We start from the raw sequence: 16,427 nt of genomic DNA, 5'->3' as shown, positions 1-16,427 counted from the left end.
AAAAGGCCCCTTATGTATAAGAGGCCTTTTGAAACTTACCAGATATCTGAATCAACTTTTTTCTTCAATTCCGGATACTTGTCAATTTTAAACTCAGGCTCTTTAATGCCTCGTTTCAATTGCTCGCGGTAATCTTTTAACAAAGTACGTGCCATTGGCGTTAATAGTAAAATTGCAATCAAGTTAATGGTTGCCATGATACCCATAAACAAATCAGCCATTGACCAAACGAGCGGAACACTACCGATTGCACCGAAGTACACCATCACCAATACGAAAATACGGAAGATGAACATGACTTTCGGGTTGTTATTAATAAACTGTACATTACCTTCTGCATAAGCATAGTTACCTAATACAGCTGAATAGCAGAATAAGAATAATAGAACCGCTAGGAAATCAGATCCCCAATGTCCAACTTGAGTTTCTAAGGCACGTTGTGTTAATTCAACACCAACAAAGCCTGCGTCTTGGTATACGCCAGAAACTAAGATGATGATTGCGGTACTTGTACATACAATGAACGTATCTACGAATACGCCAAGCATTTGCACTAAACCTTGGTTTACAGGATGTTTTACATCAGATGCAGCAGCCGCGTTTGGCGCAGAACCCATACCTGCTTCGTTTGAGAACAAACCACGCTTAATACCTTGCATCATTGCCATTGAAACTGCAGCACCGAAGAAACCACCTGCCGCAGCATTAAAGTGGAAAGCTTCAGTCACAATCAGCTTTAAAATATCAGGTAAAATTGCATAGTTACTAATTGCAATATAGAGAGCAACAGATAGGTAAAGACCAGCTTTTAAAGGTACAAACATCTCTGCAAATTTAGCGATACGTTTAATACCACCAAAAATTGCCAATGCAACCATAACAACAAGCGCAAGGCCAACCCATGAAATTTCTAGATCAACACCACCTAAATGAGCAATAAGATTAGCTTTGTCCCAACCCCAAGCATGTGAAGAAGCATTAGCAATCGCATTAATTTGGACTGAGTTGAATACGAAACCGTAGGTGAAGATGAGGGCTAATGCGAAAACCACACCAAAGGTTTTACTGCGTAAACCTTGAGTAATATAGTAAGCTGGTCCACCGCGGAACTGTTTAGTCTTGTTATCTCGAACTTTAAAAAGCTGAGCAAGTGTAGACTCAATAAAAGCAGAGCTCATACCAAGTACAGCAGTTACCCACATCCAAAACACAGCACCAGGGCCACCAATTGCGATCGCAATTGCCACACCTGCAATGTTACCCACCCCAACACGGCTCGCAAGACCCGTTACAAACGCTTGGAAAGGTGTAAGTCCATGCTCATCTTCGCCTTCTGTACGGCTGCTTTTCATGACACGGATACTTTGCAAGAACATGCGGATCTGCACTGCCCCTGTTAAGACCGTATAAAAAATACCGACAGCCAGCAAGAAAATAACCAGAAAATCCCATAAAGGATCATTAAAAAATTGTACCCACGACATCAGTGTGGCATTGAGTTGTTCATTCATACTCGGTCCGCTTACGTTCTTGCTAATGTGCTAATAGCACAAGCCAAAATACTGCAATAAACAAAAAAGCCCCTCAAAATAGGGACTTCTTCAGTACATTTAAGGAAAAACTTTTAATGTCACTTGAATAGCAATTAACGTCACAAGTTTAAGCAACATAATGCCCAGCACTAAGCCTTTGAAGGTCGCATGAGAGAAAGCACCCTTCAGATAAAATGAATTCATCGCACCACTGAACATATTCCCATTTGGGTGAACAGAATGCATCGACTCGGCTACAAACTTGGAAACTAACAAATGACCACCGCTAAATCAGCTCGTTTAATGATTCCCATCAATTAATCGAGTTATAAAAATCTGAATTTAAGCCAATAAGCATATTTACATATACTTGAGAGCGAATGTCTAAAATGGATATGAATTTCAAAGACTGTAACGAGCCATCGCCATAACGCGGCTATCTGCGCCCTTTTCCCTCTGATTGGAGAAGAGTGCATTTAGATCTGTACCAAGCTGTTGTATTTCTTGTGGCTCAGTAGTTGCGTGAGTTACGTTCATTTTCATGGTTGCAATGGTAATCGCCAATCCTTGTTTCATGAACTGCTTGTTGATGAGCGGTAAACTCATGTAAAGCTCCTTATTCCTCGTGTATTTCTCCATTTCTACATTCAAATCCTTTTTGTAAAGGGATTTTGTATGCAGCCATTTCTTTCCTAACATGAGTATGGAGAAATCATACCTGCGTAAAAAAGTCGGTATTATGCAGAAATTTAAAATTTTGTGTATGTTTTTCATTAAAAATTTATGTTATTTCTGATTATTTTTTATCCAAAATCATCTGTTTTGTACTGTTTTTAAACATATTATACCTTTTTTTCAATTGAGTGATTTTTAATCCAACTGATGCTATAAATTTATTTTTATAGTCAAAAACATCATACTTTTTTGTCTATTTAGATCTAAAGTGGCATATTCACATTAGATTTAATTAGACATTATATCCAAACTAAACACATCATCATATCTTTAAGGATATCCCTTTTCTAATATTTTTTGCTTATAAATGAAGTACTTTCAAAACATGAAATTAAACTTCAAAAAAGTATGAAGTATTTAAGAAAAGATATAGGAGTACGCATGAATCTGGAACAAGTTCGTCTCGTTGATGAAGCTATCACTTCTCGACATTCTGTCCGCGCTTTTTTAAATACTCCAATTGAGCCAGAAGTCATTAAAGATATATTACGAGTCGCAAGTCGAGCACCTTCTGGAACGAACACTCAACCATGGAAAGTCTATGTGGTCACAGGTAAAAAACGTGATGAAATGGTTGAACGTGTCTGTGCTGCACAAATTGAAGTTTCAAAAAATCCTGAGCTAGCAGAACAATATAAAGAAACTTTTGCCTATTACCCTGAAAAATGGATATCCCCTTTTATTGACCGCCGCCGCGAGAATGGTTGGGGACTCTACGGTTTACTCGAAATCAAAAAGGGCGAAAAAGAAAAAATGGCTGAACAGCAGCTACGTAATTTTAAATTGTTTGATGCACCAGTCGGCCTTTTCTTTACCGTAAATAAAACTATGGGAATCGGTTCTAAAATGGATATCGCAATGATGATCCAAAACGTGATGGTCGCTGCCAAGGCACGTGGTTTAGATACATGCCCACAAGCAGCTTGGAATCATTTTCACCCTATTGTTTTAGATATAGTAGGTGCATCAGATGACGAAGAACTGGTATGTGCAATTGCATTAGGTCATGCCGATCCTAACCACATTGTAAATACCTTTATTACGCCTAGAGAACCTGTTGAAAATTTCACAGTTTTTCTAGACGAATAAGCTATAAGTGGCCATTCTCTAAAAGCTATGAGAATGGCTTGGTTTTGACCTGTTGGGTCGCTTTCAATACGACAATAAAACCACTTAGTGTAAATAACACCATCATTACGCCCATATTGAGCGATGCGGACCAAATCAGGAAGTTAAGAAGCACGCCACCTAAAAGGCCACAAGCGAATTGCATACTTCCCATAATTGCACTTGCTGTCCCAGCGCGAGCACCTTGTTTGGACATTGCTAACGCCATAGCATTTGGGCCTGTTAAACCAATCCCCGAAATAGCTAAAAATACCCCTACCATAACAAGCCATAAAGGCGCTGCAGGGATTAAACCAGCAATAAATACAATGATGGCTCCAGTCACTTGCACAAGGGAACCCGATTTTAAGCGTTTGGTAATTTCAACACGTGTTGTTAAATGCTTGTTTAAAGAAGACATCAACATAATGCCAAAAGCATTTAGTCCAAACACGTAAGCAAACTCTTGCTGATTAAGTCCGTACTGATCCATAAACACGGCAGGTGCTGAGCTGATATAGCAAAATAATGCTGCCCCCGTTAAACAGCCTGCAAACATAGGTAAGCGGAAACTCGCATCTTTGAAAATAGCTCCATATAAAGTCACCACTTGATAGAGCGATAGCTTAAGCCTTTTATCATTTGCCAAAGTTTCTTTAAAAAAGAAATGTACGCACAGCCAACACAGCGCACCCACAATTGAAAGCGCAATAAAAATAGCCTGCCACGGAAACCAAATTAAAATCCATGCTCCGATCATAGGAGCCAAAATTGGTGCAAGTCCCATGACAATCATCATGCTTGAGAAAGCTTGTGCAGAGCCTTGAACATCCAATTTATCGCGTATTGCTGCACGAGCCATGACTACGCCAACACAACCACCTAAAGCTTGTAAAATACGGGCCGCAATCAAGCTCCATTCATTAGTAGCCATTACACAAAATAAGCTTGCGACTGCATAAAGCGCGAGGCCAAAGTAAAGTGGTTTCTTTCTACCGATACGATCGCTTAAAGGACCATAAACCAACTGCCCAATGGCTAAACCAAAAAAATAAGCTGGTAGTGTATTTGCCACCATTTGCGTACTTACCCCAAAATCATGGGCCATTTGTGGTAACGCAGGTAAGTACATATCAATGGATAACGGCCCTAAAGCCGTAAGTAAAGCGAGCAACATAATCCAGCCAATAGAGTATTGACGCTGGGCTGTTTGTTCAGACATAACGATATTTCATTTTTCACTCATTTGCATACAGACAAGCTTACACTGTCTATCGTATGATTTGTGCAACATTGGTGTAGAAATACACAAATCCTTTATCACTCAGGTTGATCAGCAAGGACTTCATTTGAAATCTTGGTTTAAACGCCTAAAAAGAGCGACTTATAACACAACATTTATGTATAACGTGCGAATGCTGATAGCCTTTTCAGGAACTGCTTTCGTGCCTTATTTTTTAGGCTATCAATTAGCAACTATTCCACTCACTTTAGGTGTAGTCGCAGCAGGTTTGAGTGATATTGATGATCGCTTTTCCGTGCGAATCATGAACCTAATTTATACTTATATTGGGTTCTTCGTTACCGCAGCTTCGGTACAACTACTTTTCCCCTACCCAATGGCTTTTGCTTTAGGGTTGATTGCCTCATGTATTGGCTGGATTTTACTAGGTTCATTAGGACGTCGTTACGCCACTATTTCTTATGGCTGTTTGGTTGTTTCGGTCTACACCATGTTGGGTGTTCACCTTTTTGATCACTGGTATATTCAACCTGCTCTTTTAGTTGCAGGTGCTGCTTGGTATGGCCTCATTGCTACTATTAGCTTTTTACTATTTCCGGTTCGCCAACTTCAAGATAAACTCGCAGCGTCTTATGCATCTCTAGGTGATTTTCTATTTGCAAAATCAAATTTATTTGATGTAGATATGACTCCTGCCAGCTATCAGCAAAGTATGATTGAGCTGTCATTAGAAAATGGTAAGTTAATTACGATTTTTAATGACTTAAAAACAGCTTTATTGACTCGTTTAAAAGGTGACCGTGGGCAAAAAGATACACGCCGAAGCTTACATTATTATTTTGTCGCTCAAGACATTCATGAGCGTGCTGACTCAGCCCATATCGACTATCAAAAGTTAGCCAAAATTTTTCAGCACAGTGATATTTTATTTAGATTTCAACGAATTTTGGCGGTTCAAGGCAAAGCTTGCCAAGAGTTAAACGAATGTATTTTACAACGCAAACCTTATAACCATAACAAACGCTTCAAGCAGAGTTTTGAGAACTTAAGACTATCTTTAGAGAAACTAAGACGTGATCAGCATTATGATCTGTTATGGGTAAATGCTCTCTTCGCTTTATACCAAAATTTAAAATCTATCGACTCTCAGTTACTCAACTTAGAAACGGAACAACACATTCAGTCTGATAAAGTTAAACAAGCAGAGAACCAGCTTAAAGATGATGATTTACAAGGATGGAACGATATTGTCATCCGAATAAAGCAAAATTTAACTCCTGAATCTGTACTTTTCCGCCATGCAATTCGCGTCTCAATCGTTCTTTTTATTGGGTATGTGCTGATTCAAATGACCAATATCGAGTACGGCTATTGGATTATGCTTACAGCCCTATTTGTAAGCCAACCTAACTTCAACGCAACCAAACGTCGCTTACGCTTACGAATTGTCGGAACATTAGTCGGAATTATTGTTGGTCTTACCATTGTATTTCTCGTGCCTTCCGTCGAAGGACAACTATTAATGTTGATCTTGAGCGGGGTACTGTTTTTTGAGTTACGCAGTAAGCAATATGCTCAAGCAACCGCATTTATTACAATTTTGGCATTAATTAACTTTAATCTAGATGGCTCGGCAATGGCTGCTGCTATTCCGCGATTTGTAGATACTTTAATTGGATGTGCTCTAGCTTGGTTTGGAGTGACATTTATTTGGCCTGACTGGAAATTCCGACGCTTACCTCGCAACATCAGACGTTCATTACAAGCTCAATGCAATTATTTAGCTGAAGTTGTTAAACAATATCATGAAGGTCGCAATCATGCGCTGAATTACCGTATTGTAAGACGTGCTGCTCATAATACAGATGCCGAGGTTGCTTCACTTATTTCAACTTTAGCAACAGAGCCAGACTTTGACCCTACCCGTAAGTCGGATATCTTTGAATTTTTATGTTTAAACCATACATTTTTAAGTTATATCGCAGCACTTGGAGCACATCGAGAAAGCATTCAAGATCAAGCTGTTCTTAAACTCTTAGATCAAGCACTGGATGATATTCAGGGGGCTTTATTGAGAGATGAGATGCCTGATCTTACAGCACAAAATATGCTCCAGACGATACGTCAACGTTTGAGCCAAAATAATGAAGAGGATCAAAAATCACTCATCATTTTACAGCAGCTATCACTCATGCTTGGTGTATTGAACCGTTTTAGTATGCTAAAACAACGTCTAAGTCATGATCTTGATAACGATGCCAGCGAGCTTGCATCGTTATAAATTTGAGTCGGAAATTAGTATGAAATTGGCATAATATCCTTTCCTGACTTATGCCAATTAATGCTAAACTTAAAACAGTTTACAATTTGTTATTTGCACTATGACCGCGAAAACTTTATACGCTTATACGCTTCAGCCTGTTCCCTATGATGTGTCAGAAGCTGAACAACGTAATGCACAGCTTCTTATCTGGCGCAGCACCAATAAAATCAGCACAAAAATTTGGGCAATTATGGGTGTGGTTTTAGCCCTAGCTATATTAGGTCTTATTTTTATTAAGAACTACTCTACTGTTTTTTGCTGGGTTGCTATTGTTGCTGTAGTACTTTACTACCTAGGTCGTAAATACGGATTAGAGTGGTACGTTAAACGCAAAATGAATGAATTTCCAGTACAGGAAATCAAAGGTATTCGTTTAGGTGTGCAGCCTCATGGTATTGTGATGCGTCAACAAATGGGCTTACAAGAAGGCGTAGGTACTATTGGATGGAAAAATATCTACGAATGGTACAATACACCTGATTTTATTTTGGTCAATTTCAAGGTAAAAGACCCAAAAGGCCAAGAACAACAAGGTGCTTATATTCTACCTAAGCGCATGGATTCGAAAAACTTCTCGTTCAATACAATTCGCACACACTTAAAAGAATCTGTAGGCGAACCAAAAACCTTGTAATTCTAGATTTTATAAAAAGCCTCCTCATGGAGGTTTTTTATTAAGCTAAAAATAAATGATAATGAAAATTAATATTATCTCCAAAATCCATATTATCTCCCCAATCTTCGGCTATACTTCGTTACAAGATCTCCATCATATTTACATTTTCGACCATGTTTAAAAAAATTTTATTTCAAATTCATTGGTTTCTGGGTATTACTGCTGGCCTAATCTTATCCATTATGGGTGTTACAGGTGCAATTTATTCTTATGACCAACAAATTTTAAAATGGGTGAATTCTGATAGTTATGTTGTTCAAGCTGAAAACACTCCAAAATTAACTCCTGCTCAGCTTTACCAGCATTTCAATACAACCCAACCTGAAATCAAAATTAATAGCATTACGATTGCCAAGGACCCCACCTCTTCTTCTATTGTAAACATTGAAAAAGAAGGTGAACGCCGTGGCTACAATATGATGGTGAACCCTTATAACGCTGAGGTTCTTCCAGATGTTAAAGGTCGAAAGTTATTGTTACTCATACAACAAATTCATCGTAATTTAACAGCAGGTGAAGTTGGTAAACAAATTACTGGTGCCTGCGCACTCATGCTAATTTACTTCGTACTCAGTGGGTTATATTTACGTTGGCCTAAAAAGCACTCTGCTCGTCAATGGCTTGCTGTTAAACCGAAACTCAAAGGCCGGAATTTTATTTGGGATCTACATGCTGTTGTCGGCACATGGGTCATTGTTTTTTATCTTCTTTTCGCATGTACAGGACTATATTGGTCTTATGATTGGTGGCGTAGTGGCATGTTCAAAGTGATGGGAGTTGAACAGCCTAAACGACAAGATCATGGCGCTACTCCTCAAAATCAAAATCGTGGAATACAGCAAGGTAAACAATCTGACCGTAATAATGATAAAAAATCAGAGCCTCAATTAGATAATACTCAACTCATTACAGCACTTAATCAAACATGGAGTGGCTTCAATAGTCAGGTTGGACGTGATTATTCGACTCTAACATTAAGCTTACCGAAAAAAGATGATGGAAAAATTGAGTTAAGCTTTGTCGATGCTACCCCACAACACGAACGGGCACGTAACCAAGCCATCTATAATTATCAAACTGGCAACATCGAAAAGATGGAGCTTTACGAAGACAAAAAGCTTAATCAAAAGATTATGAGCAGCATGTTACCCGTACACCGCGGTAGCTTCTTTGGACCAATTTATCAATTCGTTGCAATGCTTGCTTCTCTAGCAATGCCTTTGTTCTTGGTTACTGGGTGGATGCTTTACCTTAAACGCCGTAAACAGAAAAAATTAACACAGGCAGCTCGTCAGTCTTTAGCAGGACAATACATTGATCCAAATGCAAAGCCTTGGCTTATTACTTATGCAACTCAAACAGGCGTAGCTGAACAACTCGCTTGGAGCACGGCAACAAGTTTACAAGAAGCTCATCAACCTGTTCAGGTAAAACCTGTACAGCAACTAACACAAACTGATTTAGAGCAACATCAACAGGTTTTATTCGTGATCAGTACTTATGGTACTGGTGATGCTCCTGATCTTGCTACAAGCTTTGCTAAAAAACTTTTAAAATGGAATGTGGATCTTAAGCACATCAACTATGCTGTTCTAGCGCTGGGCTCTAAAGAATATCCAGACACTTATTGTAGTTTTGGCCATGCAGTAGATGCTTGGCTTAAAGCAAATGGTGCCCATGCTCTCTTCAATACAATTGAAGTTGATAATGCAAACTCATCGGATATTCAAAATTGGAATCAATCTCTCGCTAAAGCAACTAAATTAGATTTACATGCTGTAAATCTGGAAAAAGTATTTGATAGTTGGACATTACAACAACGTGATTTACTCAACCCAAATAGCTTAGGTCAGCCTGCTTATAATATTGAACTTAAAGCAAATCATGAGGCGATATGGCAAGCGGGTGATATTGCTGAAATCCAGCCTGGTAATAGTCCTGAACGTATTCATGCTTTTTTGCAAAAGCATCATATTCTTAAAAATTCAAAAGTTGATTCATTGCAGATTTCAATCGAAAAAGTACTTTGGAATAAAGATTTAACTGGTGAAATTGAACCATTTGCCAATCTGGATCATTTATTAGAGCAGCTCCCTACTCTACCAACGCGAGAGTATTCGATTGCGAGCATTCCGTCTCAGCAAGTCCTTCGTTTGGTTGTTCGTCAACAATATGATGCGTCTGGTAATTTAGGTTTAGGTTCGGGTTGGCTGACTCAACATACGCAAGTTAATAATGAAATTGCTTTGCGTATTCGTACCAATGAATCATTCCATCTTATTGATGACAACCGCCCTATTATTTGTATTGGTAACGGAACAGGTATTGCTGGCTTAATGAGCCTATTACACACCCGTACGCGTCATGATTACACTGAAAACTGGTTAATCTTTGGTGAACGTCAAAGAGCATGTGATTTCTTCTATGAATCGACCATTGAAGCATGGAAAACCACAGGAATGTTAAAGCGCCTCGATTTAGCATTTTCGAGAGATCAAGAACAACGCATGTATGTTCAAGATGTAATCCGTCAGAACGCAGCAGAATTAGTAAGCTGGGTAGAACGCGGTGCTGTTCTGTATGTATGCGGTAGTATTGATGGTATGGCAAGTGGAGTCGATCAAGCACTTATCGAAATTCTGGGTGAAGAACAGGTAGATGATTTAAGACAACAAGGTCGTTACCGCCGTGATGTTTATTAAAGATCAATAAAAACAAAAACCGAGTAATAGCTTAAATGCTTTACTCGGTTTTTTATTGCATTCAGAATGATTTTGCATACACTGTCTGCAATTTAAATTGCAACTCTAAGCACAATGCAAGTCAGTAAGTGGATCCGTATTTTCCTAGCAATCATTGGTTCGATTTTATTTCTAGATGGATTAGTTCTAATTTGTCTCAATAAAATTAATGTAGGCACCGTTATTCCTTTAATTTTAGGTGCTTTCCTCTGCCTATATTCCTTATTTTATTATCATTTAGAACGCTTTTTCTTCTATCACTATCGCTTACACACACTTTGGCGTTTTGGATGGTTATGCTTCTGGATATGGTTAATTGGCTTAGGCTATTTTTTTAGCTTTATTAAAGAAAATAAAGATACTTCAAATAATATTCCTCCAGTAAAAGCAATTATTGTCTTAGGAAGCGGTGTTGAGAATGGTCAGCCATCTACAATTCTTGCAAAACGTTTAGATACGGCCGTCCCTCTAGCCCTAAAACAGCAGCAAGCACAGATTGTTCTAACAGGTGGTCTTGATTTTTCAGAAAAAGAAAGCGAAGCATTGGTTATGTCTCGTTATCTTGAACAAAAGTATCATATCGCAAGAGATCAAATGATCCTTGAAGATAAAAGTACTAGCACAGAGCTTAACTTAAAAAATAGTAAACCCTTATTAGAACAGCACCACATTACCTTAGAGCAGCCAATCGCTATTGTGACAAGTGATTTTCATATTCCTAGAGCAATAGCAATTGCAAAGAAACAGGGCTATACCCAAGTTTATGGGGTAGCGGCAGAAACACCATTAGCTACTCGTTACAATGCATGGTTACGTGAATATTTCGCATATGCAAGTGGATGGATTTTAAACGAATATTAAAAAATAATTTAATCGGAAAACTGCTATTTAAAAAAATAGCAGTTTTTTTTGTGAAAATATTAGTGATCGGTACAAATACAAAGTTGATATTAGCTAGAACTAGTAATTACAGGCTAGATACTTATCTTTAAGCACTAGTAACGCAATTTAATGAGGTTGAGGAATCCCATCAAAAGCATGAAGAAACACCAATGCTAAAAAATTAAAAAACTAGCGATCAATAAAAAGAATAACTTAAAGATATAAGGACTTTAATTTTAGAATAGAAAAGTTGTATCTACACTGAGTCACATAGTAAATAAATTTACATGTAAGTATAAGATATTTATAGATGAGTATAAATTTAGGGAATTTTAAATTTCTGATAGAAATTATGGTGGGCGCTGACGGGATCGAACCGCCGACATTCTGCTTGTAAGGCAGACGCTCTACCAACTGAGCTAAGCGCCCTTAATGAGAAAAGATAACGAATGTATCTTCATACTCTACATTCTCTAGACAAGGGAATCAAGAGAATGGCGCAGCGGACGGGGCTCGAACCCGCGACCCCCGGCGTGACAGGCCGGTATTCTAACCAACTGAACTACCGCTGCACTACAATACTTTAAAATAAAGTATGGTCACATATATGGTGGGCGCTGACGGGATCGAACCGCCGACATTCTGCTTGTAAGGCAGACGCTCTACCAACTGAGCTAAGCGCCCCAAGAAGAAAAAACTAATAAATTATTAATTTTTCGATTTAAAACTTTTACATCTCAAATCTTCTTCCAAACACAACCCGAACTGAAAAGTGGCGCAGCGGACGGGGCTCGAACCCGCGACCCCCGGCGTGACAGGCCGGTATTCTAACCAACTGAACTACCGCTGCACTTTCACAATGTCGAAATTGTGGGGTAAACGATGTTAAGTCTTAAGTGGCGCAGCGGACGGGGCTCGAACCCGCGACCCCCGGCGTGACAGGCCGGTATTCTAACCAACTGAACTACCGCTGCACTTTCACAATGTCGAAATTGTGGGGTAAACGATGTTAAGTCTTAAGTGGCGCAGCGGACGGGGCTCGAACCCGCGACCCCCGGCGTGACAGGCCGGTATTCTAACCAACTGAACTACCGCTGCACTTGAGAGCTTAACGTAAAGGCTTGGTGGGCGCTGACGGGATCGAACCGCCGACATTCTGCTTGTAAGGCAGACGCTCTACCAACTGAGCTAAGCGCCCTTAACGTCTTCATCGTTTGTGAGGTGCATTATAGAGAATCTTTAACAGGTGTCAAACGCTTTTCGACAACTTTTCAAAAAAATGCGAATGAATGATTAAAAATAAGTCATTATTAAGTAAAAAACAATTTTTTGTATTTTATTTAAGCACTTATTTTAATATTTTGATCATTCAGCTAATTAAATAAAAATTTTTAAAATCTTATTTTAGGTTAAAGATTGCTCAGACAAATAAACCAATGCATCTTCAGCGACTAAATCAAACAGTTCAATGATTTCTTCATTACGCATTCGAATACAGCCATGTGACATGGGAACGCCCATCGGTTCTTTATCAGGAGTGCCATGAATATAGATATAACGCTGCATGGTGTCATGACCTTCGCCTTTATTAAAACCTTCTTCTAAGCCATCTAACCAAAGAATACGTGACAATATCCAATCTCTTTCAGGGAATTGTGCTGCTAGTTCACTACTATAGACCTCCCCTGTTGGCTTACGTGCAATAAAAACCGCATTTTGAGGTGATTGTGCACCAATTTTTTTTGCAACCCTATGCCATCCACGTGGAGTCCTACCAGTATTCTCTTGCTCACCGATTCCGTTCTTTCCAGTAGAAATGACATAAAACTTATTATGTTTAGGCAAAGTTAATGTTTGATTTGCTAAATCGATGAGGACATCTGCTTCTTCGAGCTTAAATTGAGACATTGAACTTATTCTCTTATATCAACTCAAATACCTTGAGTTTAAGTAAAAATTTATATGAAGAACTTGTCTTGCGCCAAAATTAAAAGATTATCAATCTTCTCTTATCTACGCGCAGTTTCACTACTTGTCTTGCGCCAAAATTAAAAGATTATCAATCTTCTCTTATCTACGCGCAGTTTCACTACTTGTCTTGCGCCAAAATTAAAAGATTATCAATCTTCTCTTATCTACGCGCAGTTTCACTACTTGTCTTGCGCCAAAATTAAAAGATTATCAATCTTCTCTTATCTACGCGCAGTTTCACTACTTGTCTTGCGCCAAAATTAAAAGATTATCAATCTTCTCTTATCTACGCGCAGTTTCACTACTTGTCTTGCGCCAAAATTAAAAGATTATCAATCTTTTAATTTTGGCTCAGGGCGTAGCCATAACCAAACTGCAACGATGAACATGGTAGTATCAGTAAAAACCTTGACCCAAAGCGGTGCTGAAGTAAACAGCATTATAAGGCCACTGATTGCCATCATTATGCTTGCAATCCATTTGGCTTTACGTGGTACTGTACCATTGGCTCGCCAATCACGTAATGTTGGGCCATATTTGGGATGGTTTAACAACCAATCATCCATTTGTGGCCATCCTTTTGAAGCTGCCCATGCAGCTAGAATTAAAAACACTGTTGTGGGCATACCTGGTAAAATTGCTCCAATAATGCCTAGCGTGATAAAAATCACGACCAAAGAGCGCCAGAACAATGTTCGCATATATAAACCTTAACCTGCTGTTAGCGTTAGTATAAAGTGTTTTTCTAATATTGTTTGTTGATCCCTTATGAAATTAGGATGAATTACTTCGAGTATTAAATATATGAATATTGCCTCAGTTAAAACATCCTATTATGAGCCATGGCTTCAATTTCAACATCCTATAGTGCGACAACTGGCTTTTTGTATTGCTAGTCCAAATTTACTTTGCCAATTACCAAAAAGTTTTTCTATACAACACGAGTTTAAGCTGCACCCAACCGAAGAGTGGGAAGAGCATTTCCAAAATTATTTACCACGATTAAAAGAGCTCGATCAGTCACCAGAGCCTTTAATCCTGTTTTTATCTCAACTTAAAAGTACACGCTTAGGTTTACGCTTTGAGAATTTACTTTGGTTCTGGCTACAAGAGGATAATTATCATCCTTACCAACTGTTAAGTCATAGTATTCAAAAAATTGATGGAGCAAAAACTTTAGGTGAGCTAGATTTTTTAATTTTAAATAAAGAAACTCAACAAATTGAACATTGGGAGGTCGCGTTAAAATATTATTTGGGCGAGGCAGACTTACATTTAGAACAATGGATTGGATTAAACCGTGAAGATACTTTAAGCAAGAAACTTTATCATTTTACGAATAAGCAATTTCAATTTTCTGAAGCATTAAATTTTAAGATTCAACAACGTTTTGCGGTTTTAAAAGGACAACTCTACCTACCACTTCAACTAAATTTTCAAAAGTCGCTACCAGATTGGATAAATTTAAAGCGTCGTTTGGGATATTGGGGTACTACCATTCCACATTCTTCTTTTTATCGATTGGAGAGACACGAATGGTTGTGTCCAAATAAAGAACCGACTTCAAATCCAGCACATTGGTGGACAGACGGTCTGTATTGTAAAAATAGTGAAGAGGTTTTGTTTTATATGTTTAGACATCCTTCGTACTTAAACATCAAGCCTCACCTGCAAAAATTAAGCTAATTAACAATAAGTTTTAAGCTTCTAGAAACATTTTATAACGTTTTTACTATTAAACAGTCATGTTTCTTTTTCCGTTTGTTTTTTAATCTAAATTTACTTCATTATTAAATTTAAACGGAGAAAATGATGAAAAAAGTTTTAGCTGCGTCTGTAATGGTTGCTGTGATTTTAACAGGGTGTAATACGTTTAAAGGTTTTGGGCAAGATGTTTCTAAAGCAGGTGATGCTGTAACAAATACTGCTGAAAAAACACAAGATAAAATGTAAGTTAGAGTTATTACGTCAAAAACCTTATCGTTCCGATAAGGTTTTTTTATTTTTACGTACCCATCCCATAGAGATTCGCCTATTATATCGAACTATATTTCACCTGATCAGCACGCAATTTTCGGTATGAACCATTCAGATACTCTCTCGCTTAGCTTAGAACTGTTACAACAACCTTCTGTTACTCCTATTGATCATACATGCCAAACCATCATGGCAGACCGTTTAGCCAAAATTGGTTTTCATATTGAACCAATGCGTTTTGGTGAAGTTGACAATCTTTGGGCACGTCGTGGAACTGAAGAACCTGTATTTTGTTTTGCCGGTCATACTGACGTAGTTCCGACAGGTAAGTTAGAAGCATGGAATTCAGATCCGTTTGCACCTGAAATTCGTGATGGAAAATTATATGGTCGTGGTTCGGCCGATATGAAAACAGCACTTGCAGCTATGGTCGTTGCATCTGAGCGTTTTGTCGCAAAACATCCTGATCATAAAGGTTCAATTGCTTTTTTAATTACTTCTGATGAAGAAGGCCCTGCTATTAACGGTACGGTTAAAGTGATTGAGACTCTTGAAAAACGTAAAGAAAAGATGACATGGTGTTTGGTAGGCGAACCTTCAAGTACTCATAAATTGGGTGACATTGTTAAAAATGGTCGTCGTGGTTCACTCAATGCCGTATTAAAAGTTCAAGGTAAGCAAGGTCATGTGGCTTACCCACACCTAGCGCGTAATCCGATTCATGAAGCATCGCCAGCTTTAGCAGAACTATGCCAAACTGTTTGGGATAATGGAAATGAATATTTCCCAGCAACATCATTTCAGATTTCAAATATTCATGCTGGCACTGGCGCAACAAATGTCATTCCTGGTGCACTAGAAGTTACTTTTAACTTCCGTTATTCAACAGAAGTAACAGCAGAACAACTTAAACAACGTGTGCATGAGATTTTAGATAAACACGGTTTACAGTACGAAATCGTTTGGAATCTTTCTGGTTTACCATTCCTAACACCTGTGGGTGAACTCGTTAATGCAGCGCAAACTGCTATTTTGAACGTAACGGGTACTGAAACTGAGCTTTCAACGAGTGGTGGTACTTCTGATGGTCGTTTTATTGCTCCAACAGGCGCACAGGTATTAGAGTTAGGTGTTCTGAACGCAACAATTCATCAAATTAACGAACATGTTGATGTACACGACCTTGATCCACTAACTGATATTTATGAGCAAATTTTGGAAAATTTGTTAGCTAAGTAAA

14 protein-coding genes and 7 tRNA genes are annotated in these 16,427 nt (G+C 38.4%); 8 read left to right on the top strand and 13 right to left on the bottom strand.

Translation table 11 applies throughout. The annotated features are described in order from the left end of the window. Nucleotides 1–35: 35 nt before the first annotated feature. The 3 genes from J663_RS15265 to J663_RS15260 form a co-directional block, all read right to left on the bottom strand. Nucleotides 36–1,511 (bottom strand): alanine/glycine:cation symporter family protein, encoded by a 1,476-nt coding sequence (locus tag J663_RS15265; protein ID WP_033850752.1) that lies wholly within the window; start codon nt 1,509–1,511, stop codon nt 36–38. Between the two features lie 99 nt (nt 1,512–1,610). Beyond that, on the bottom strand, nt 1,611–1,751 hold the full coding sequence (locus J663_RS19155) for a hypothetical protein (RefSeq protein ID WP_014207545.1): 141 nt from the start codon (nt 1,749–1,751) through the stop codon (nt 1,611–1,613). Between the two features lie 183 nt (nt 1,752–1,934). Further along, the gene (locus J663_RS15260) at nt 1,935–2,138 is read right to left on the bottom strand and encodes a hypothetical protein (RefSeq protein WP_005064392.1); all 204 of its coding nucleotides are present in this window, start codon (nt 2,136–2,138) and stop codon (nt 1,935–1,937) included. A 510-nt stretch (nt 2,139–2,648) separates the two neighbouring features. Between J663_RS15260 and J663_RS15255 the strand changes: the two genes are divergently transcribed. Further along, a complete protein-coding gene (locus tag J663_RS15255) occupies nt 2,649–3,356 on the top strand; it encodes a nitroreductase (protein ID WP_002116417.1) in 708 nt (235 codons plus the stop codon). Between the two features lie 25 nt (nt 3,357–3,381). Here J663_RS15255 and J663_RS15250 read toward each other — a convergent pair whose 3' ends face one another. Beyond that, entirely contained in the window at nt 3,382–4,596 is a 1,215-nt protein-coding gene (locus J663_RS15250; protein ID WP_032048701.1) for a multidrug effflux MFS transporter, read from the bottom strand. A 127-nt stretch (nt 4,597–4,723) separates the two neighbouring features. Between J663_RS15250 and yccS the strand changes: the two genes are divergently transcribed. From yccS to J663_RS15230, 4 genes are all read left to right on the top strand, one after another. Further along, entirely contained in the window at nt 4,724–6,898 is a 2,175-nt protein-coding gene (yccS, locus tag J663_RS15245; RefSeq protein ID WP_017400237.1) for a YccS family putative transporter, read from the top strand. Between the two features lie 100 nt (nt 6,899–6,998). Beyond that, nucleotides 6,999–7,574 carry an SdpI family protein gene (locus tag J663_RS15240; protein WP_002116136.1) on the top strand — a complete coding sequence of 192 codons (576 nt, stop codon included), beginning with the start codon at nt 6,999–7,001 and terminating at the stop codon, nt 7,572–7,574. Between the two features lie 155 nt (nt 7,575–7,729). After that, nucleotides 7,730–10,318 carry a PepSY domain-containing protein gene (locus J663_RS15235; RefSeq protein ID WP_033850751.1) on the top strand — a complete coding sequence of 863 codons (2,589 nt, stop codon included), beginning with the start codon at nt 7,730–7,732 and terminating at the stop codon, nt 10,316–10,318. Between the two features lie 114 nt (nt 10,319–10,432). Beyond that, complete coding sequence (locus J663_RS15230) at nt 10,433–11,218, top strand: YdcF family protein (RefSeq protein ID WP_033850750.1); 786 nt, start codon at nt 10,433–10,435, stop codon at nt 11,216–11,218. A gap of 374 nt (nt 11,219–11,592) precedes the next feature. On the opposite strand, the gene J663_RS15225 is transcribed toward J663_RS15230, so the two are convergent. The 9 genes from J663_RS15225 to J663_RS15185 all read right to left on the bottom strand — a co-directional run bounded on the left by J663_RS15225 (nt 11,593) and on the right by J663_RS15185 (nt 13,911). After that, nucleotides 11,593–11,668: transfer RNA gene (locus J663_RS15225), tRNA-Val, on the bottom strand. Between the two features lie 66 nt (nt 11,669–11,734). Then, a tRNA-Asp gene (locus J663_RS15220) sits at nt 11,735–11,811 on the bottom strand. A gap of 36 nt (nt 11,812–11,847) precedes the next feature. Beyond that, nucleotides 11,848–11,923, bottom strand: a tRNA-Val gene (locus tag J663_RS15215). 89 nt (nt 11,924–12,012) lie between these two features. Further along, nucleotides 12,013–12,089 (bottom strand) — tRNA-Asp (locus tag J663_RS15210). A 47-nt stretch (nt 12,090–12,136) separates the two neighbouring features. Beyond that, nucleotides 12,137–12,213 (bottom strand) — tRNA-Asp (locus tag J663_RS15205). 47 nt (nt 12,214–12,260) lie between these two features. Then, nucleotides 12,261–12,337, bottom strand: a tRNA-Asp gene (locus J663_RS15200). 24 nt (nt 12,338–12,361) lie between these two features. Next, nucleotides 12,362–12,437: transfer RNA gene (locus J663_RS15195), tRNA-Val, on the bottom strand. Nucleotides 12,438–12,643: 206 nt separating this feature from the next. Next, complete coding sequence (gene elsL, locus J663_RS15190; RefSeq protein WP_032005430.1) at nt 12,644–13,147, bottom strand: cell wall-recycling L,D-carboxypeptidase ElsL; 504 nt, start codon at nt 13,145–13,147, stop codon at nt 12,644–12,646. A gap of 395 nt (nt 13,148–13,542) precedes the next feature. Next, the gene (locus J663_RS15185) at nt 13,543–13,911 is read right to left on the bottom strand and encodes a YbaN family protein (RefSeq protein WP_017400240.1); all 369 of its coding nucleotides are present in this window, start codon (nt 13,909–13,911) and stop codon (nt 13,543–13,545) included. Nucleotides 13,912–14,014: 103 nt separating this feature from the next. Between J663_RS15185 and J663_RS15180 the strand changes: the two genes are divergently transcribed. The 3 genes from J663_RS15180 (at nt 14,015) to dapE (ending at nt 16,426) form a co-directional block, all read left to right on the top strand. Then, complete coding sequence (locus J663_RS15180) at nt 14,015–14,896, top strand: DUF1853 family protein (protein WP_033850749.1); 882 nt, start codon at nt 14,015–14,017, stop codon at nt 14,894–14,896. A gap of 123 nt (nt 14,897–15,019) precedes the next feature. Continuing rightward, nucleotides 15,020–15,163, top strand: a complete 144-nt coding sequence (locus J663_RS15175) for an entericidin A/B family lipoprotein (RefSeq protein WP_014207555.1) — start codon at nt 15,020–15,022, stop codon at nt 15,161–15,163. A gap of 126 nt (nt 15,164–15,289) precedes the next feature. Beyond that, nucleotides 15,290–16,426, top strand: coding sequence for a succinyl-diaminopimelate desuccinylase (gene dapE / locus J663_RS15170; RefSeq protein WP_033850748.1), 1,137 nt, complete (start codon nt 15,290–15,292; stop codon nt 16,424–16,426). The last annotated feature ends 1 nt before the right edge of the window (nt 16,427 follow it).

Origin of the sequence: Acinetobacter sp. 826659, assembly GCF_000588515.1 — a bacterium.
GTDB classification, from domain to species: domain Bacteria; phylum Pseudomonadota; class Gammaproteobacteria; order Pseudomonadales; family Moraxellaceae; genus Acinetobacter; species Acinetobacter pittii.
The sequence above is the reverse complement of the archived record's forward strand: the minus strand, read 5'-3'. Positions and strand labels throughout refer to the sequence as shown.